This is a genomic window from Pseudomonas sp. B35(2017) (assembly GCF_002113645.1).
GTDB lineage: Bacteria > Pseudomonadota > Gammaproteobacteria > Pseudomonadales > Pseudomonadaceae > Aquipseudomonas > Aquipseudomonas ekonensis.
This window is the reverse complement of the sequence record NZ_NEIZ01000007.1, coordinates 154,681-173,861: the sequence shown is the minus strand read 5'-3', so window position 1 is coordinate 173,861 and position 19,181 is coordinate 154,681. Positions and strand designations below refer to the sequence as shown.

The window sequence follows — 19,181 nt, the reverse complement described above, 5'->3', positions numbered from 1 at the left end:
CATTTCCGGCTGACCCGCCGCCATCGCCAGCAGGCTGGCTCCCACAGGGTTGCGGGGTGACCGCAAAATCCATGGTCACCGCTGAACAATGTGGGAGCCAGCCTGCTGGCGATGGCGTCGGCACAGACACCCCGGGGAACCCCGCCCTTCCCGCAGGCAAAAAAAAGCGCCGCCCTCCCGGCAGCGCTTTCACCTGTCCTTAGTCGTTCTTCTTTATCCTTCCATCACATCCCACAACGCTTCCAGTTCCGCCTCGCTGAACAGGCCAGCGGGGTAACGCTCGATCATCATCCGGCGCGGATCAGGTTCCCTGATCTGACGCGTTCCATTGGACTTCAACCAGTGCGCGACAATCTGGAGCGACTCAGTGTTTACAGCCATGGGATGCAACGTCCGCTCGCTGATTACGTTCACTTCGGCGTTCATTTCAGCGCTCTCTCCCCGTTCGTGAGCGGCTAAGTTATCCAAGGTTTATGACAGAACCGTTGAAGTTCTCCCCCCTCCCTAGTGCGCCATGAGCGATACAAGAGCTATGCCAAATTCGGAGAATCGCCGACCGGCGGCCATAAAGAAACCCGCGGTCCTGACGGGCTGCGGGTTTCTCTTTGGGCGACGAGGCCGGATTCGGGCTTGAGCGATTCTCCAATCAACTCAAGCTGTTACATCCGCACTCACTCTTTGTGCGGGGCAGGCTGCTGCTGGGTAAGGCAGTGAATGTTACCGCCTCCCAGTAACAGTTCGCGGCCCGGCACCATCACCACTTCGTGCTGCGGGAACAGGTTCTGCAGGATCTCTTTGGCCGGCCCGTCCATCGGGTCGTCGAAGCTCGGCGCGATGATGCCGCCGTTGACGATCAGGAAGTTCACGTAGGAACCGGCCAGGCGTACGCTCGGGTTGCGCTCCTGGGTGCCGTCCACCGGATCGACGCCGGCGCATTCCTCTTCGGTCGCGTACAGCGGCCCCGGAATCGGCATCTTGTGCACCGTGAACGGGCGGCCCTTGGCGTCGGTGCTGCTCTGCAGCACTTTCATCGCCGCCTGGCAGCGCGGGTAGTTAGGGTCCTGCGGATCGTCGGTCCAGGCCAGCAGCACTTCGCCCGGGCGCACGTAGCAGCAGAAGTTGTCCACATGGCCGTCGGTCTCGTCGTTGTACAGGCCGTCCGGCAACCAGATGACTTTGTCCACCGACAGGTGGGCGCTGAGCACCGCTTCGATCTCTTCGCGGCCCAGGTGGGGGTTGCGGTTGCGGTTGAGCAGGCACTCTTCGGTGGTGATCACGGTGCCTTCGCCGTCGACGTGGATCGAACCGCCCTCCAGGACGAAGCCTTCGGTGCGGTAGCGCGGGCTGCGCTCGATCTCGAGGATCTTGCCGCCGACCTGGGAATCACGGTTCCACGGCGAGTACAGGCCGCCGTCGAAGCCGCCCCAGGCGTTGAAGTCCCAGTTCACGCCGCGCACTTCGCCGCTGCCGTTGATGACGAAGGTCGGGCCGCTGTCGCGCACCCAGGCGTCATCGCTGGACATCTCGACCAGGCGGATGTTCGGCACGTCGAGGCGGGCGCGGGCGTTCTCGTACTGGCCGGCGGACACCGCCACGGTCACCGGCTCGAAACGGGCGATGGCCTTGGCCACCGCCGCGTGCGCGGCCTGCGCGGGCTTGCCGCCCAGGCGCCAGTTGTCCGGACGCTCCGGCCAGATCATCCAGGTCTGGGTTTGCGGCGCCCATTCGGCCGGCATGTGGAAACCGTCGGCGCGGGGTGTGCTTTTCAGTGTGGTCATGGTGGTCTGGACTCCGGGAAACCTTCGGGAGAAAACACGGGCACCGGACCTACGCCGGAGCATTGGCGACTTTATAACCGATAAAAATCGGCATTAAAAGCCAAATGAATGCTGTGAAACTTAAGGCTATGAAATTTCATCGATATTAATCGGATTGAAACCCTGTAGGAGCGAGCCTGCTCGCGATGGCGGCGGATCGATCAACATCGCGCTTGAATGATCGTCCGCTATCGCGAGCAGGCTCGCTCCTACAGGGCACGGGAACTCACAATCCCTCGTCGAACACCTTCGCCAGCATGTCGACGAAGAAGTCCACGCTCTGGCGCGAGGTGACCATCGGCGGCTTGATCTTGAGGATGTTCAGGTCGTCGCCGGTGGGCTGCATGAAGATCCCCAGCTCCCGCAGCCGGTCGCACAGGCGCATGGTTTCCTCGGTGGCCGGCTCCAGGGTCTCGCGGTCGCGCACCAGTTCCAGCCCCAGGTAGAAGCCGGAACCGTGCACCGCGCCTGCCAGCGGGTATTTCTCGACCAGCGCTTGCAGACGGGCCTTGAAATGCCCGCCGACCACCTGGGCGTTTTCCCACAGTCCCTCTTCTTCGAGGACGTCCAGCACCGCCATGCCGATCTGACAGCTCACCGGGCTGCCTCCGGCGGACGAGAAGAAATAGCCTTCGTTCTCCAGCGCCTCGGCGATCTCGCGCCGGGTGATCACCGCGCCCAACGGCTGGCCGTTGCCCATGCCCTTGGCCATGGTGATGATGTCCGGCACCACGCCCTGCTCTTCGAAGCCCCAGAAGAAATGGCCCATGCGCCCGTAACCGACCTGCACTTCGTCGGCGATGCACACGCCGCCCCGGGCGCGCACCAGTCCGTAGACGGTCTTCAGATACCCCGGCGGCAGCGAGATGCCCCCGGCGTTGCCGTAGACCGGTTCGCAGATGAAGCCGGCCAGTTGCCGTTTCTGTTCGTCGAGGCGGGCCAATTGATGCTCGACGCTGCGCACGTAGTCCGGCGCCGAATCCGGCCCGCGGAACTCGCCGCGGTAGGTGTTCGGCGCCGTCACCGGATGCACCCAGTCCGGGCGGCTTTCGAGGGCGCGCGGGTTGTCGGCGACGGAGGTCGAGACCGAATCCGCACCCACCGTCCAGCCGTGATAGGCCTCCAGCACGCTGATCAGGTCGCGACCGCCGCTGTAGGCCCACGCCAGACGGATCGCCAGGTCGTTGGCCTCGCTGCCGCTGTTCACCAGGAACACCCGGTCCATGCCCTCCGGCGCCAGTTTCAGCAGCCGCTCGGAAAACTCGGCGACCGCCGCATAGTTGAACCGCGAGTTGGTGTTGAGCAACGACCATTGCCGGCGGGCGGCCTCCGCCATGCGCGGATGGCCGTGGCCGAGCACGGCGACGTTGTTGAGCATGTCGAGATAGGAACGACCCTGCATGTCGATCAGGTGGTTGCGCCAGCCGCGCTCGATGCGCGGCGGGTCGACGTAATAATGCTTCTGGGTGCGGGCGAAACTGGCGTCGCGGCGTTGGAGCAGGGTTTTCCCGTCCAGCTCCGGCTCGGCGTCGCAGGCCAGCCCCAGCAGCGAAGCCGGCGACGGGCACAAGGCCTGCCAGGCCGGCGCCCGCGAAGGCGTGCAGAACAGCGGCGCCTCCAGTTGCGCGTCCCGCAGCAACTGCACGGTCAAGGCGCCGCCCGCCGTTCCCAGCACCTGGCCTTTGACCAGCGCCGCGCCGCTGTGCAGCGAGGTCGTCACCCCCCACAGGCGCACGCTCGACTGCACACCGTCCAGGCGCAGCGAACCGTCCGCCGTCAGGTGGAGCACACCGGCAAACGGTGCCTCCAGCGCCGAGCCTTCCGGCACCCGCAGTTCGACGTGCAGCGGGAAGGTGTCCGGCTCATCGGCAGAGTCCGGCCGGGTGCGCGACAAGCGGTATTGCCCGTAGCGGCTGGCCGCCAAGCCGTGCACAGCGGCGGCTTCATCCAGCAGGCGCTGGTCGATGCCGGCCTGCTCCCAATTGCCGGCCTCGAAATGCGGGCTCAGCACGCCGAGGTCGATCAGCGCGAACTCGCGCCCGACCAGGCCCGGCAGCAGCGGCGCAAAGCCTTCGCTGCCCAGGGCCGGCAACGTCTGCCCGACCGCCGTCAGGATCGCCGCCTCCATCAGGGCGAACGGCACCGAAGTGGCGACCCGGAAAATCTCCCACTCATGGGCCAGGTTGTTGCGGCTGTAGGCGTTGCCGGGGTCGATGCTGACCTGCTGTTCGCCGCTGAGCACCAGCACCGCCGCCCGGGCCACGATCAGCGGCCACAGGGCCTGCAGTTCTTCGGGCAGCAGCGGATTGACCGCGTGGTAGGCCTGCACCGCCGGCAGGATCACGAACGGATCACCCTCGGCATGGTGCAGCAGCGCCGCACAGGTCACCGACAGGTCGGTGATGCGCCAGGTGCGCACCAGGTCGCCGAAATCGATGACGCCCTGCAACTGCCAGTGGCGCCCGGCGTCCCGCTGCCAGACGACGTTGTCGTCAGTGATGTCCATGTGGATCGCCTGCACCGGCAACCGCGCCAGCAACGGCCGCAACCGGTGTTGGGCCTGGGCCGCCGCGTCGGCGATCAGCGCGCGCTGGCGGTCGTCCGCGATCACCGGCAATAAATGTTCGGTCAGGGCCTCGGCGTGCCGGGCGTCCCACTGCAACGTGCGTTCAAGGCCCGGATGGTCGAACCCGGCCAAGGCCAGATCCATCTCGCCGCAGAGCCGGCCGAACCCGGCCACCACTTCGTGGCCCAGATGGTCGAGCGCCGTCAGGGACTGGCCTTCGATGTAGTCCAGCAGCCGCACATGCACGGACTCGCCGCCGACGGTCAGCGTCAGCAGGTCTTCACCGTTGCGGGCCGCAATCACCCGGGGCACCGGCACGGCGCAATGTTCGGCCAGGTATTTGAGGCCGGCGTGCTGGGCCTGCAGTTCCACCAGCGAATAGTCGCCGCGGCAGACCTTGAGCACGAAGCGGCCGCGCTCGCTGTCGACCCGGAAGTTGAGATCCTGCTGACTGCCCAAGGGGTGCAGCGCGCCGCTCAGCCCGTAATGCTCCTTCAGAAGGTGCAGGGCCTGCTCCGCAGAGACCTGCGGGGTGGGTAGGCTGACACGATGAATCAACGTGGCGAACGACATGGAGCGACCCCTATTGTTTTGTCAGGCGCCTATATCGCCACTGCTTCGGGCGATCTGCAACCCCCTGAACCGGTTGCAGGACGGAGCGAGAGCGGCGACGGCCAACCCCATCGAGCGGAACGATGGAATGTCGGCAAGGTCGATTGACCGTTGCATCCGCTTCGACACTCGCGCAGGCCGGCACTTTGCGCAAGAATACCGACCATTCACATTGGCCACCGAAAATCCCCATGAATGTAATCCCCACCGACCTGCCCGGTGTCCTGATCATCGAACCCAAGGTGTTTGGCGACGAGCGCGGCTTCTTTTACGAGAGCTTCAACGGCAAGGCGTTCCTGGAGGCGACCGGCCTCGATGTGCAGTTCGTCCAGGACAACCATTCCCGCTCGCAGAAAGGCGTGCTGCGCGGCCTGCATTACCAACTGCAGAACACCCAGGGCAAGCTGGTGCGCGTCACGGCGGGCGAGGTGCTGGACATCGCCGTGGACATCCGCCGCAGCTCGCCGCACTTCGGCCAATGGGTCGCGGTGCGCCTGTCCGCCGACAACCACCGCCAGCTCTGGATCCCGGAAGGTTTCGCCCACGGTTTCGTGGTGCTGAGCGAATTCGCCGAATTCCTCTACAAGACCACCGACTACTACACGCCTTCGGCGGAACGCACCATCCGCTGGGACGACCCGGACCTTGCCATCGACTGGCAGCTGGACGAGGCGCCTCAGTTGTCCGCCAAGGACCAGGCGGGCACCGCCTTCAAGGACGCCGACGTCTTTTCCTGATTCGCCGTGCGAATCTTCAGCGGCGCTGTGCCCCGCCGAGCGGCGCGCAGACTGCTGCCGCAAGGCTAGGCATAATGCGTCTGTCCCCACAGGCGCACGATGCTCATGACCCCGACCCTACCCCGCCGGCCCCGCTGGCGCAGCCTCGCCCTGCTGGCCCTGTGCCTGGCCCCGTTGCTGTGGCCGCTGGAGCATCTGGCCGAGCGCTACTACCGCAGCGAACTGGCCGGCCAGAACCGCCAGACCCTGGACCTGTACGTCGCCAACCTGCTGGGCACCCTGCACCGCTACGAAGTGCTGCCGCAGATCCTCGGCGACCTGCCGGCCCTGCGCGCCATGCTCGCGGCCCCCGACGACGGCGACACCCAGGCCAACGCCAACCGCCTGCTCAAAAACATCGCCGCCCAGACCGGCGCCGAGGTCATGTACCTGATGGACACCTCCGGCAAGACCCTGGCCGCGTCGAACTGGGACAAGCACGACAGCTTCGTCGGGCGCAATTTCTCCTTCCGGCCCTACTTCAGCGAAGCCATGGCCGGGCACCTCGGGCGCTTCTTCGGCCTGGGCACCACCTCGGCCAAGCGCGGCTACTTCTTCGCCGCCGCCGTGCGCGCGGGCGACAAGACCATCGGCGTGCTGGTGATCAAGGTCGACCTGGACCACACCGAAAGCCTGTGGGGCAAGACGCCCGAACAACTGCTGGTGACCGACCACAACGGCGTGGTCATCCTCACGTCGCGCCCGGAATGGCGCTTCCGCTCGACCCGGCCCTTGAGCGACAGCGAGCGCACGGCGATCACCGCAATCCAGCCCTATCCGACCCGCGATCCGCGCCCGCTGAACCTCAGCCCCACGGCGTGGCTGACCCAGACCCGGGAAATCACCGAAACCGGCTGGAGCGTGAGCATCCTCGCCCCGCGCACCCTGATCGACCGTCCGGTGCGCACCGTGGTGGCGATCGGCGGCGCCACGCTGCTGGTGGTGATGCTGCTGCTCGGGCTGATGATGCAGCGGCGCCGGCACTACCTGGAACGGATCGCTTTCGAAGGCAAGGCCCGGCGTGAGCTGGAGGGTCGGGTCGCCGAGCGCACCAGCGACCTCGAAGGGCTCAACCGCCGGCTGAAGCAGGAAGTGCTGGAGCGCGAACACGCCCAGCAGGAACTGGTGCGGGCCCAGGACGACCTGGTGCAGGCGGGCAAGCTGTCGGCGCTGGGCACCATGTCGGCGAGCATCAGCCACGAGCTCAACCAGCCGCTGGCGGCGATCCGCAGCTACGCCGAAAACGCCGAGGTGCTGCTCGACCATCAGCGCACCGACGACGCCCGCGGCAACCTCAAACTGATCAGCGAACTGACCGGGCGCATGGCCTCGATCATCGCCCACCTGCGCGCCTTCGCCCGCCGCGACCGCCACGCTCCCGAGAGCGTCGCCCTGCAACCGGCGCTGGACGACGCCCTGGCGCTGTTGGCCAAGCGCCGGCGGAGCATGGACGTCGAGCTGATCCGCGACCTGCCCGCCGCCACCTTGTGGGTGGAGGCCGGGGAAACCCGCCTGCGCCAGGTGCTCGGCAACCTACTGGCCAATGCCCTCGACGCCCTGACCGAGAAAGGCCCGCCGCGCAAACTGTGGCTGAGTGCCGAATCCACCGGCGACGGCGTCAACCTGTACATCCGCGACAACGGCCCCGGCTTCTGCATGGAGGCCCTCGGCCGCGCCAGCGAGCCCTTCTACACCACCAAGACCCGCACCCAGGGCCTTGGCTTGGGGCTGGCGATCTGCGAGACCCTGATGCGCGCCTTCGGCGGCGAACTGTCGTTCGCCAACCACAAGCAAGGCGGCGCCCTGATCACCCTGAGGCTGCGCGCCGGAGCGCCCGGCGTCAGTCTGCAACCGTCCGAGGACCGAAGCGCATGACCATCGACAACCGCATCCAGGTGCTGCTGATCGACGACGATCCGCACCTGCGCCAGGCCCTCGGCCAGACCCTGGACCTGGCCGGCCTGAAAGTCCTGTCGCTGTCAGAGGCCACCGGCCTGGCCGGGCAACTGGAGCGAGACTGGCCGGGCGTGGTGGTCAGCGACATCCGCATGCCCGGCATGGACGGCCTGGAACTGCTGACCGAACTGCACGCCCTGGATCCGGAACTGCCGGTGCTGCTGATCACCGGCCACGGCGACGTGCCGCTGGCGGTGCAGGCCATGCGCGCCGGCGCCTATGACTTTCTGGAGAAACCCTTCGCCAGCGACGCCCTGCTCGACAGCGTGCGCCGCGCCCTGGCCTTGCGGCGGCTGGTGCTGGACAACCGCAGCCTGCGCCTGGCGCTCAGCGACCGCAACGAACTGAGCGCGCGGCTGGTCGGGCACTCGGCACCCATGCTGCGCCTGCGCGAACAGATCGGCGCCCTGGCCGCGACCAAGGCCGACGTGCTTATCCTCGGCGAGACCGGCGCCGGCAAGGAAGTCGTCGCCCGCGCCCTGCATGACCTGTCGAGCCGGCGCAACGGGCCGTTCGTGGCGATCAACGCCGGCGCCCTGGCCGAATCGGTGGTGGAAAGCGAACTGTTCGGCCATGAGCCCGGCGCCTTCACCGGCGCGCAGAAGCGCCGGATCGGCAAGTTCGAGTTCGCCAACGGCGGCACGCTGTTTCTCGACGAGATCGAAAGCATGAGCCTGGACGTGCAGGTCAAGCTGCTGCGCATGCTGCAGGAGCGGGTGGTCGAACGGCTGGGCGGCAATCAATTGATCCCGCTGGACATCCGCGTCATCGCGGCGACCAAGGAAGATCTGCGCCAGGCTGCCGATCAAGGGCGTTTCCGCGCCGACCTCTACTACCGCCTCAACGTCGCCCCGCTGCGCATCCCGCCGCTGCGCGAACGGGGCGAAGACGTGCTGGTGCTGTTTCAGCACTATGCCGACGAAGCCAGCGCCCGCCATGGCCTGCCCACCCACGAACTGCAACCGGCCCAGCGCGCCCTGCTGCTGCGCCACCCGTGGCCGGGCAATGTGCGCGAGCTGCAGAACGCGGCGGAACGCTTCGCCCTCGGGCTGGAGCTGGCGCTGGACAACACCGAAAGCGGCGGCCAGGGCAGTGCGACCGCCGGAACGGTCGGCGCCGGCCTCAGCGAGCAAGTGGAGAACTTCGAGAAATCGCTGATCGCCGCCGAACTGGCGCGCTCCCACAGCTCGGTGCGCAGCCTCGCCGAAGCCCTGGGCATTCCGCGCAAGACCCTCCACGACAAACTGCGCAAGCACGGCCTGAACTTCGCCGACGGCGCCGGCCAGTCCGAGGAATCCGAATGATTCGCCCCTACGCACACCCGTTGCCGCAAGAGGATCGGACATGAGCCGCGACAGCCTTTACCTGGAATCCGTCCTCCACCACGACATCCCGCTGACCCGGGACATGGGCCTCAAGGTGCTCGACTGGCACGAACGGCAACTGCGCCTGCACCTGCCGCTGGAGGCCAACGTCAACCACAAGAGCACCATGTTCGGCGGCAGCCTGTACTGCGGCGCGGTGCTGGCCGGCTGGGGCTGGCTGCACCTGCGCCTGAAAGAGGAAGGCATCACCGACGGCCACATCGTCATTCAGGAAGGGCAGATCCTCTATCCCCTGCCGGTGACCGGCGATGCCGTCGCCGTTTGCCCGGAACCGGAGGCAGCGGTATGGAAGAAATTCCTGGCGATGTACCGGCGTTACGGGCGCGCGCGGCTGACGCTGCAGACGCGGGTCGTCAACGCCGGAAGCGATGAGGACGCGGTGACCTTCACCGGCCAATACGTCCTGCACCGCTGAAGGCGTCAGGTACGGGCCAGTTCCAGCAGTTTCGAGCGCCACGCCGCCTTCGCCGGCAACGCCAGGAAGAACCCGTTGAGCAACGACTCCCGGGCCGGGTAGCTGAACGCCACGCCGTTCAGGTCCAGCACCTCGCCGCCGGCGCCTTCCAGCACGCCTTGCGCCGCCGCCGTGTCCCACTGCGAGGTCGGCGCCAGGCGCGGGTAGCAGTCCGCCGCCCCTTCGGCCAGCAGGCAGAACTTCAGCGAACTGCCGATGTTCGCCAGTTGCAGCTCGCCGAGGCTGGCGCTCAAGCCGTTCAGCAGCCGCTCCTGCTCCGGGCTGGAATGACGGCGGCTGGCGACCACGGTGAACGCCTCGCCCGGCCCCGGCACATCGCGCACCCGGATCGCCTGCGGCGAGCCGCCCGTGTCGCCGCGCCAGGCGCCGAGCCCGGCGCCGCCGACGTAATAGCGCCCGCTGGTCGGCATCGACACCACACCGAACACCACCCGACCGTTCTCGACCAGGGCGATGTTGACGGTGAACTCCTCGCTGCCGCTGATGAACTCCTTGGTGCCGTCCAGCGGATCCACCAGCCACCAGCGCTGCCACCCGGCGCGCACGGCCTGCGGGATGTCGGCGTCCTCTTCGGACAGCACCGGAATGTCCGGCGCCAACGCCGCCAGGCCGGCTGCGATCACGTGGTGCGCCGCCAGATCGGCAGCGGTCACCGGCGAATCGTCGGACTTGGCGGTGACCGCCACCCCGGCGCGCCAGAACGGCAGGATCGCCTGGCCTGCGCGCAAGGCCAGTTCAACCACCGGCGCCATCATCGGATGGGGAAAATTCATCGGGCTCTCACTCATGGCTTGAAGAACCCGCGCTGGGTCAGCAGATCACGGGTCAGGTACAGGGCCGCCAGCGCGCGGCCTTCGGAAAAGTTCGGAGTCTGCGCCAAGGCCGACAGCTCGCGCAGGTTGACCTTGTCCACGCGCATCGGCTCAGGTTCGTCGCCTTCCAGGCGCTCTTCGTACAGATCGGTGGCCAGCACCACCTGAATCTTCTGGCTCATGTAGCCCGGAGACAGCGACAGTTCGGTCAGGTGTTCCAGCTGCCGCGCGCCGTAGCCGGCCTCTTCCTTGAGCTCACGCTCGGCCGCCGCCAGAACATCCTCGCCAGGCTCGATCAGGCCCTTGGGCAGCGACAGCTCGTATTCGTCGGTGCCGCCGCAGTATTCCTCGACCAGCACCGCGTGCTCGGCATCCAGCATCGCCACGATCATCACGGCACCGTACCCCGCGCCCTTGCCGACCAAGCGCTCATAGGTGCGCTCCGCGCCGTTGGCAAAACGCAGCTTCAGTTCTTCGACGCAGAACAGCCGGCTGGTGGCGACAATCTCGCGGGCGAGGACGGTGGGTTTCTGGCGCATGCGAAGCTCCTTGGGTGAACGCGCTACTATAACGCGGCTTTTCCGATTGTTTGCGTCGGATATCTTTCTACCCCCCGAGACGTTGCCATGCCTTCATTACCGTGGTCCGACATCGATACCGTTCTGCTGGACATGGACGGCACGCTGCTGGACCTGCACTTCGACAACCATTTCTGGCTGGAGCACCTGCCCCGGCGCTACGCCGAACTGCACGGCATGAGCCTGGCCATGGCGCAGATGGAACTGCAGCCGCTGTTCGAACGCAACGCGGGGCGGCTGCAGTGGTACTGCCTGGATTTCTGGAGCGCCGAACTGAAGCTGCCGGTGCGCGAACTGAAGCTGGAGACTGCCCACCTCATCGCCCTGCGTCCGGACGCCGACACCTTTCTGGCGGCGATCAGGCAGGCCGGCAAGCGGGTGGTGATGATCACCAACGCACACCGTGATTCGCTGTCGCTGAAACTGGAGCGGATCGAACTGGCGCCGTACTTCGAGCGGCTCATCAGTTCACATGACTACGGTTTCCCCAAGGAAACCCCGCAGTTCTGGGACGCCTTGCAGGCGGATCTGCGCTTCGATCCGGCGCGCAGCCTGTTCATCGACGACACCTTGCCGATCCTGCGCAGCGCCCGGGGTTTCGGCGTGGCGCATCTGCTGGCGGTGAAGGAGCCGGACAGCCGCAAAGGGCCGAAGGACACGGCAGAATTTGCGGCGGTGGGGGATTACCGGGATCTGATTGAGGGCCTCTAGGGCCCCAACCAGCGAGGGAGCACGCTCCCTCGCCACAAGGTCATTCGGGGATGCGCAGCACCTGGCCCGGATAGATCTTGTCCGGATGCGACAGCATCGGCTTGTTGGCCTCGAAGATCTTGTTGTACTTGTTGGCGTCGCCGTATTCGGCCTTGGAGATCGCGCTGAGGGTATCGCCCTTCTTCACCGTGACGAAACGTGCTGCCGTCGCGACCGGCCCGGTCACGGTGATCTGGTCGTCCACACTGCCGACCCCGGCGATGTTGCCCAGGGCCAACAGGATCTTTTCCTTCTCCTCCTGGCTCGCCACTTCGCCTGTGACCGTGACCTTGTCCCCGTCCACGGTCGCCTGGACGTTCGGGTTGCCCAGGCCGACCTTGCTGATGTGATCCTTCAGCTGATCGCCGGCGTTGGCGTTGCCCGGCGTCAGCAGATCGATCAGTTTCTCGCCCGCCTCTTTCACAAAACTGAAAATGCTCATCGTGTTCTCTCCATGGAATCAAGGGTCAGTCGACAAAGCCTAGACCACCCCGCGCGGAGCCGGTTCCGGCCCGACCAATGACCCTGCCCCCGCACAGGCGTTAGAATCGCCCACCCACAACCCGCGCCCCGGAGCGAAGATGGACATCAAGCAGCTGAAATTCCTCATCGCCCTCGACGAGACCCGCCACTTCGGCCAGGCAGCGGCCCGTTGCCACGTCACCCAGCCGACGCTGTCGATGCGCCTGCGCAGCCTCGAAGAAGAGCTGGATCTGCCGCTGGTCAACCGCGGCCAGCGCTTCGAAGGTTTCACGGCGCCGGGGGAGCGGGTGCTGGCCTGGGCGCGCACGGTGCTGGCGGCCTACGACGGCTTGCAGGCCGAAGCGGCGGCCTGCCGCGGCAACCTGATCGGCACGTTGCGGCTGGGGGTCGTGCCGTTGTCGAGTTTCGACGCCGTGCCGCTGATGCGCCAGCTGCACGGGCAGCACCCGAACCTGCGCTTCGAGCTGTCGTCGCTCAGCTCCGAGCAGGTCCTCGAACACCTGGCCAACAACCGCATCGACCTGGGCGTGTCCTACCTGGACCGCCTGGACAGCGAGCGCTTCGAGTCCCTCGAACTGAGCGAGACCCGCATGGGCCTGCTCTACGATCAGCGCTGCTTCACCTTCGGCGAGGCGCCGTTGAGCTGGGAGTCGCTGATCGAACTGCCGCTGGGCATGCTCACCAGCGGCATGCACTTTCGCCAGTCCATCGACCACAACTTCCACAGCCGCGGCCTGACCCCGCAGCCTTTGCTGCAGACCGACGCCGTCCATCAATTGCTGCAAGCCGTGCACGGCGGCCTGTGCTGCGCCGTGATGCCGCTGGACGGCGGCCTGGAAAACCTCACCGATCACCTGCGCCTGCAACCGATCGAAAACGCCCGCACCCTCGCGCCGCTGGGCCTGATCATGCGGCGCGGGGCGCCCCGTTCGGCGTTGGCCGAGGCCTGTTTCGCGCTGTACCGGAAATCGCCAGCGGCCGCTTGATCGACGGCATCTATCGGAAGATCGACACTAGCGATTAGACGCGACAACTTGACGCGCCTAGGCTTAACGTTGATCAATCCGTCGGTGATGCCATGAACGCCAAGCGCCCTGCCTGCGCGGCGCCTGCTGTCGAAACGGGCGCGCCCGCCGCGAGCCGCACCTACAGCTACAGCGACCTTCCCCAAAACGAATCGGCCGCCACCGCCCTGGCCGAGGAAGTCGCCTTGGCGATCGCCTACAACGGCATCAGCCAGGCCGTCATGCTGGTGAGCCCGACCGATCTGGAAGACTTCATCGTCGGCTTCAGCCTGGGCAGCGGCATCATCGAAGACGCCGCCGACATCTATGACCTGCAACTGACCGGCTCAGGCCAGGCGCAGTACGCGCAGGTGACCATCGCCAACCGCGCTTTCTGGAACCTCAAGCAACAGCGTCGGCAACTGGCCGGCACCAGCGGCTGCGGGTTGTGCGGCGTGGAAGCGGTGGAACAGGCGCTGCCCGAACTCGCCGAACTGCCCGGCGCGCCCTTGCCGCCGCCGCAGTGGCTCGACGGCCTGCGCCAGCGCATCAGCGAGTTCCAGCCACTGGGCCAGCACTGCGGCGCCGTGCATGCGGCGGTGTTCATGAACGCCAATGGCGAGCTGCTGCTGGGCCGCGAAGACATCGGCCGGCACAACGCCCTCGACAAGCTGATCGGCGGCCTGGTGCGGCAAAAGATTTCCACAGCCGGCGGTGCGGCGATCGTCACCAGCCGCTGCAGCCTAGAACTGATCCAGAAAGTCCTGCGGGCCGGCATCCAGACCCTCGTCAGCCTGTCGGCGCCCACCGGCCTCGCGGTGCAGTGGGCCCGCCGGCACAACCTCAATCTCATCCACCTGCCGCAGAAGAACGCGCCGCGGGTGTACAGCCCAGAAAGGGAGAAACACCTGTGAGCCAACATCATCAAGCCGACCAGAAACCCGTCCCGCGCTACAAGCCGTACAAAGGCCCGGCCGGCGGCTGGGGCGCCCTGATCAGCGTGGCCCAGGCCTGGCTGACCAGCGACAACGCGCTGAAGAACCTGCGCATGATGCTCAAGACCAACCAGAACGGCGGCTTCGACTGCCCCGGCTGCGCCTGGGGCGATTCGCCGGAAAGCGGGATGGTGAAGTTCTGCGAGAACGGCGCCAAGGCCGTGAACTGGGAAGCGACCAAGCGCCGGGTGGACGCGAAGTTCTTCGCCAAGCACAGCGTCACCTCGCTGCTGGAGCAGAGCGACTACTGGCTGGAGTACCAGGGCCGCCTGACCGAGCCGATGGTGTACGACGCCGAGACCGACCGCTACAAGGCCATCGCCTGGGACGACGCCTTCGCGTTGATCGGCAGGCACCTGCAAGCCCTGTCGAGCCCGGATCAGGCCGAGTTCTACACCTCGGGCCGGGCCAGCAACGAAGCGGCGTACCTCTATCAGCTGTTCGTGCGCGCCTACGGCACCAACAACTTCCCCGACTGCTCGAACATGTGCCATGAGGCCAGCGGCGTGGCGCTGGCGCAGAGTGTCGGCGTCGGCAAGGGCACCGTGACCTTCGACGACTTCGAGCATGCCGATGCGATTTTCGTCTGGGGCCAGAACCCCGGCACCAACCACCCGCGGATGCTCGAACCGCTGCGCGAGGCGGTCAAGCGCGGCGCCCAGGTGGTGTGCATCAACCCGTTGAAGGAACGTGGCCTGGAACGCTTCCAGCACCCGCAGCATCCGCTGGAGATGCTGACCAACGGCGACAAGCCGACCAACACCGCGTATTTCCGTCCGGCCCTGGGCGGCGACATGGCGGTGCTGCGCGGCATGGCCAAGTTCCTGCTGCAATGGGAGCGCGATGCGCAGAAGGCCGGTGCCCCCGCCGTGTTCGACCACGGCTTCCTCAATGAACACAGCGTCAACGTGCTGGATTACCTGGCCGTCGTCGACGACACGCCGTGGGAACAGATCGTTGCGCAATCGGGCCTGACCCTGGTGGAGATCGAACGGGCCGCGCGGATGTACGCCAAGGGCAAGAACGTGATCATGTGCTGGGCGATGGGCATCACTCAGCACCGCCACTCGGTGCCGACCATCCAGGAAATCGCCAACCTGATGCTGCTGCGCGGCAACATCGGCAGGCCCGGCGCCGGCCTGTGCCCGGTGCGCGGCCACAGCAACGTGCAGGGCGACCGCACCATGGGCATCAACGAACGTCCGCCGGCGGCGTTCCTCGACGCCCTGGAGCGGCGCTTCCAGTTCAAGGTGCCACGCCACAACGGCCACAACGTGGTCGAGGCGATCCACGCCATGGCCGAAGGCCGCGCCAAGGTGTTCATCGGCCTGGGCGGCAACTTCGCCCAGGCCACCCCGGACAGCCCGCGCACCTTCCAGGCCCTGCGCAACTGCGACCTGACCGTGCAGATCAGCACCAAGCTCAACCGCAGCCACCTGGCCCACGGCAAGGACGCGCTGATCCTGCCGTGCCTGGGCCGCACCGACATCGACCTGCAGGGCGAAGGCCCGCAAGCGGTCACCGTGGAAGACTCCTTCAGCATGGTGCACGCCTCCAACGGCCAGTTGCAGCCGCTGTCGAACCAGATGCGTTCGGAACCGTCGATCATCGCCGGCATCGCCGCCGCGACACTGGGCAGCAAGCCCGTGGACTGGAACTGGCTGGTGGCCGACTATCGGCGCATCCGCGACCTGATCGCCGACACCATTCCGGCCTTCAAGGACTTCAACGAGAAGGTCAAGCACCCGGGCGGCTTCTACCTCGGCAACACCGCCGGCGCCCGCAAGTGGAACACCGCCTCGGGCCGCGCCAACTTCAAGGCCAACGCCCTGCCCAAGGATCTGATCCACGAACGCACCCGCGCCACGGGGCAACTGCCGGACCTGATCCTGCAGTCGATGCGTTCCCACGATCAGTACAACACCACCATCTATGGCCTCGACGACCGCTACCGCGGCGTGAAGGGCCAGCGCGACGTGCTGTTCGCCAACGAAGCCGACATCATCCGCCTGGGCTTCAAGCCGGGCCAGAAGGCCGACATCGTGTCGCTGTGGGAAGACGGCCGCGAGCGTCGGGTGAAGGGCTTCACCCTCTTGGCGTTCGACATTCCCGCCGGCCAGGCGGCGGCCTACTACCCGGAAGTGAACCCGCTGGTGCCGCTGGAAAGCGTCGGCGACGGCAGCCATACGCCGACTTCGAAGTTCATCGCGATCCGCCTGGAGGCTGCGAGCGAAACCGGGCTGATCATGTCCAAGTCTGCGTAATGGTGATGAGGGCGCTCGCTCCCGCTGGAGTCCGAAGGACTCCCGTTCGGGGTCAAGCTCCCTCGCCCCGGCGCATTTTCGAACGCCCACAAAAAAGGCCGCTTCTGCATGAAAGCGGCCTTTTCGAAGTAGCTAAAGACCGGTGAAAATCGGTTAAGTTCCAACCAAAAAACAATAACTTAGCGAATTGTGCACAAGTCGTGCTACTCGTCGGATTTCGATTGTCACGCCTATTCCACAGCCTCAGGATCGCGCCGTCATCCCTTTGAGGCTCCGCTATGAAGTTCTCCTCGATTCTCTTGTTGTCCCTTGGCCTGGTCAGTGGCGTCGCCTCTGCCGGAGGCACCGCTGAAGCAGGCGTGGGCGGCGCATTGGGCGGGGTGCTTGGTTCGGTCGTCGGCCAGTCCTTGGGCGGCAGCACCGGCTCCACCATCGGCGCGGCCCTGGGCGGCGCAGGCGGCAGTGCGGTCGGCGCAGACAAACGCAGCCGCGGCGAAGCCGCCATCGGCGGTGCGCTGGGCGCAGCCGGCGGCAACGTGGTCGGCCGCAGCATGGGCGGCACCACCGGCAGCCTGATCGGCGCAGCGGCAGGCGGCGGCGCCGGCGGCGCGCTGGGTAACTACATGGGCAACAAGAGCGATGACGACGACCGTCGTTACGACCGCCGTCACGATGACCGTCGCTACTACCGCGACCATCACCCTGGCCGTGGCCACGCCTACGGCCACCGCAAGCATCACCGCTACTACCGCGACTGAGGCCTCAGCGCCCCGTTGCCCGGTGAACCGAGAAACGCAGCCTGAAGGCTGCGTTTTTTTTGCCTGTCACACCACCAGGCCTTCCAGTGCCTGCCGCAGTTGCGGCGGAATCGGCGCAGGCCGGTTGCTGGCCCGGTCGACGAACACATGGACGAACTGTCCGGCGGCGCAGGCTTCGCTTTCGCCGGCCTTGAACACCGCCAGTTCGTACTGCACCGAACTGTTGCCCAGCTTGCCGACCCGCAGACCGACTTCGATCAGGTCCGGAAACGCGATCGAAGCGAAGTAGTCGCACGACGAGCTGACCACGAACCCCACGACCTCCCCGTCATGGATATCCAACCCGCCCACCTGGATCAGGTACGTGTTCACCGCCGTATCGAAGAAGCTGTAATAGGTGACGTTGTTGACGTGACCGTAAGCGTCGTTATCGTGCCAGCGGGTGGTGATCGGCTGGAAGTGCGGGTAGTCGCTGCGTTGCGGCATCGGGTTGGACATCGGTGTCAGTTCCTGAAGTCGGGTGGTGAGTCTAAGGTCAAATCCGTGCCGTTCCCAATCGCCGGCAAGCTCGCGACGGGGTCTCAGTCATCGGCGAATCCCTTGCCCTGCGCCGCCAGCTCACCGATCAACCGCGCCGGCTTCCACTGATCCCCCTGCCGTGTCTCCAACGCCAGCAAGCGCTGGTGGATGTCCGCCAGCCCCTGGGAATCCGCCCAGGCCATCGGCCCGCCCTTGTCCGCCGGGAAACCGTAGCCGTTCAGGTACACCAGATCGATGTCATGGGCGCAGCGGGCAATGCCTTCCTGAAGGATCTTCGCCCCCTCGTTGACCAGCGCCAGCAAGCACCGCTCCAGAACCTCCTCAGGCCCGATCACGCGACGATGGAAGCCCAGCCGTTCGCTGACCTCCAGCACCAGCGCGTCCACCTCCGGATCATGCTCGGCCTGCCGGCTGCCCGGCTCATAGCGGTAGTAGCCGCTGCCGGATTTCTGGCCGAACCGCCCGAGTTCGCACAAGCGGTTGTCCACCTGGATCTCCGGGGCGTCCTGTCCCTTGCCGGCCAACTCCCGGGCCCGCCACTCCAGGTCGATGCCGACCACGTCATACATGCGAAACGGGCCCATGGCGAAGCCGAAGCCCTGCAAGGCGGCGTCGACCTGTTGTGGATAAGCGCCCTCCAGCAGCATCTTGCGGGCTTCAAGCACATACGGGTGCAGCATGCGGTTGCCGATGAAACCGTGGCAATTGCCCGAGACCACACTGACCTTGCCCATGCGCGCCCCCAGCGCCAGCGCTGCCTCCAGCACCGCCGGCGAGGTCTGCGCGCCGCGCACGATCTCCAGCAGTTTCATGATGTGCGCCGGGCTGAAGAAATGCAGGCCCAGCACCTGGGCCGGCCGCCGCGTCGCGGCGGCGATCGCATCGATGTCCAGCGCCGAGGTGTTGCTGGCCAGCAGCGCCCCGGGCTTGAGCAGGCCGTCGAGCTCGCGGAAGATCTTCTGCTTGAGCTCCAGGTTTTCGTACACCGCTTCGATCACCAGATCGACATTGCGGATCGCGATGTAGTCCGCCGCCGAGGTGATGCGGGCGACACGGGCGTCGGCCTCGTCCTGCCCGATGCGCCCCTGGCGCACGTTGTGGGCATAGGTGTCGGCCACTGCGGCCAGCGCCTGCTCCAGCATCTGCGGATTGTTGTCGACCCACTGCACCGCCACGCCGGCATTGGCCAGGCACATGACGATGCCGCGGCCCATGGTGCCGGCGCCGATCACGGCAGCCTGGCGGATTTCGAAGGATGTCTGGCTCATTGCGGCTCTCTTGTTGGCGACCCGAAGACAGGTTTCACCCTAGTCAACCGACGGCCGTTTTAGAAGCCCGTTCCCGTGATGATCGACATTCAGCGGATGGATGCGGCCACGCCACCGTCTTGACCCAGCCATGCGGCGCCTG

At 66.3% G+C, this 19,181-nt stretch carries 17 protein-coding genes; 9 read left to right on the top strand and 8 right to left on the bottom strand.

What is annotated here, in order from left to right:
* Positions 1-213: 213 nt before the first annotated feature.
* The 3 genes from CAG41_RS15120 to CAG41_RS15110 all read right to left on the bottom strand — a co-directional run bounded on the left by CAG41_RS15120 (position 214) and on the right by CAG41_RS15110 (position 4,956).
* Entirely contained in the window at positions 214-426 is a 213-nt protein-coding gene (locus tag CAG41_RS15120) for a hypothetical protein (RefSeq protein ID WP_085581914.1), read from the bottom strand.
* Between the two features lie 245 nt (positions 427-671).
* Positions 672-1,778 carry an agmatine deiminase gene (aguA, locus tag CAG41_RS15115; protein WP_085581916.1) on the bottom strand — a complete coding sequence of 369 codons (1,107 nt, stop codon included), beginning with the start codon at positions 1,776-1,778 and terminating at the stop codon, positions 672-674.
* A gap of 265 nt (positions 1,779-2,043) precedes the next feature.
* Entirely contained in the window at positions 2,044-4,956 is a 2,913-nt protein-coding gene (locus CAG41_RS15110; RefSeq protein ID WP_085707160.1) for an aminotransferase, read from the bottom strand.
* Positions 4,957-5,186: 230 nt separating this feature from the next.
* On the opposite strand from CAG41_RS15110, the gene rfbC reads away from it, so the two are divergent.
* The 4 genes from rfbC (at position 5,187) to CAG41_RS15090 (ending at position 9,527) form a co-directional block, all read left to right on the top strand.
* Complete coding sequence (gene rfbC, locus CAG41_RS15105) at positions 5,187-5,732, top strand: dTDP-4-dehydrorhamnose 3,5-epimerase (RefSeq protein WP_085581920.1); 546 nt, start codon at positions 5,187-5,189, stop codon at positions 5,730-5,732.
* A 105-nt stretch (positions 5,733-5,837) separates the two neighbouring features.
* The gene (locus tag CAG41_RS15100; RefSeq protein ID WP_085581922.1) at positions 5,838-7,646 is read left to right on the top strand and encodes an ATP-binding protein; all 1,809 of its coding nucleotides are present in this window, start codon (positions 5,838-5,840) and stop codon (positions 7,644-7,646) included.
* The gene (locus CAG41_RS15095) at positions 7,643-9,031 is read left to right on the top strand and encodes a sigma-54 dependent transcriptional regulator (RefSeq protein WP_085581924.1); all 1,389 of its coding nucleotides are present in this window, start codon (positions 7,643-7,645) and stop codon (positions 9,029-9,031) included. Before CAG41_RS15100 ends, CAG41_RS15095 begins: the two co-directional genes overlap by 4 nt.
* Positions 9,032-9,071: 40 nt before the next feature.
* A complete protein-coding gene (locus CAG41_RS15090) occupies positions 9,072-9,527 on the top strand; it encodes a YiiD C-terminal domain-containing protein (protein WP_085581926.1) in 456 nt (151 codons plus the stop codon).
* A 5-nt stretch (positions 9,528-9,532) separates the two neighbouring features.
* Here the strand turns inward: CAG41_RS15090 and cysQ are convergent, their stop codons facing one another.
* Both cysQ and nudE read right to left on the bottom strand, forming a co-directional pair.
* Positions 9,533-10,360: a 3'(2'),5'-bisphosphate nucleotidase CysQ gene (gene cysQ, locus CAG41_RS15085; RefSeq protein WP_085631918.1), complete on the bottom strand. Its 828-nt coding sequence runs from the start codon at positions 10,358-10,360 to the stop codon at positions 9,533-9,535.
* An 11-nt stretch (positions 10,361-10,371) separates the two neighbouring features.
* Positions 10,372-10,938, bottom strand: coding sequence for an ADP compounds hydrolase NudE (nudE, locus tag CAG41_RS15080; protein ID WP_085581930.1), 567 nt, complete (start codon positions 10,936-10,938; stop codon positions 10,372-10,374).
* 87 nt (positions 10,939-11,025) lie between these two features.
* Between nudE and yrfG the strand changes: the two genes are divergently transcribed.
* Complete coding sequence (yrfG, locus tag CAG41_RS15075) at positions 11,026-11,688, top strand: GMP/IMP nucleotidase (RefSeq protein ID WP_085694911.1); 663 nt, start codon at positions 11,026-11,028, stop codon at positions 11,686-11,688.
* A gap of 40 nt (positions 11,689-11,728) precedes the next feature.
* On the opposite strand, the gene lysM is transcribed toward yrfG, so the two are convergent.
* Entirely contained in the window at positions 11,729-12,169 is a 441-nt protein-coding gene (lysM, locus tag CAG41_RS15070; RefSeq protein WP_085581934.1) for a peptidoglycan-binding protein LysM, read from the bottom strand.
* 139 nt (positions 12,170-12,308) lie between these two features.
* Here lysM and CAG41_RS15065 point away from each other — a divergent pair, with 139 nt between their 5' ends.
* The 4 genes from CAG41_RS15065 (at position 12,309) to CAG41_RS15050 (ending at position 17,231) form a co-directional block, all read left to right on the top strand.
* Positions 12,309-13,196: a LysR family transcriptional regulator gene (locus CAG41_RS15065; protein ID WP_085581937.1), complete on the top strand. Its 888-nt coding sequence runs from the start codon at positions 12,309-12,311 to the stop codon at positions 13,194-13,196.
* Positions 13,197-13,288: 92 nt separating this feature from the next.
* Positions 13,289-14,128 carry a formate dehydrogenase accessory sulfurtransferase FdhD gene (gene fdhD / locus CAG41_RS15060; protein ID WP_085581939.1) on the top strand — a complete coding sequence of 280 codons (840 nt, stop codon included), beginning with the start codon at positions 13,289-13,291 and terminating at the stop codon, positions 14,126-14,128.
* Entirely contained in the window at positions 14,125-16,473 is a 2,349-nt protein-coding gene (locus tag CAG41_RS15055) for an FdhF/YdeP family oxidoreductase (protein WP_085581941.1), read from the top strand. Before fdhD ends, CAG41_RS15055 begins: the two co-directional genes overlap by 4 nt.
* A gap of 278 nt (positions 16,474-16,751) precedes the next feature.
* A complete protein-coding gene (locus CAG41_RS15050; protein ID WP_085581944.1) occupies positions 16,752-17,231 on the top strand; it encodes a YMGG-like glycine zipper-containing protein in 480 nt (159 codons plus the stop codon).
* Between the two features lie 66 nt (positions 17,232-17,297).
* On the opposite strand, the gene CAG41_RS15045 is transcribed toward CAG41_RS15050, so the two are convergent.
* Complete coding sequence (locus CAG41_RS15045; protein ID WP_085581946.1) at positions 17,298-17,729, bottom strand: thioesterase family protein; 432 nt, start codon at positions 17,727-17,729, stop codon at positions 17,298-17,300.
* 83 nt (positions 17,730-17,812) lie between these two features.
* Positions 17,813-19,039 (bottom strand): 3-hydroxyacyl-CoA dehydrogenase, encoded by a 1,227-nt coding sequence (locus CAG41_RS15040; protein ID WP_085639434.1) that lies wholly within the window; start codon positions 19,037-19,039, stop codon positions 17,813-17,815.
* Positions 19,040-19,181: the final 142 nt, after the last annotated feature.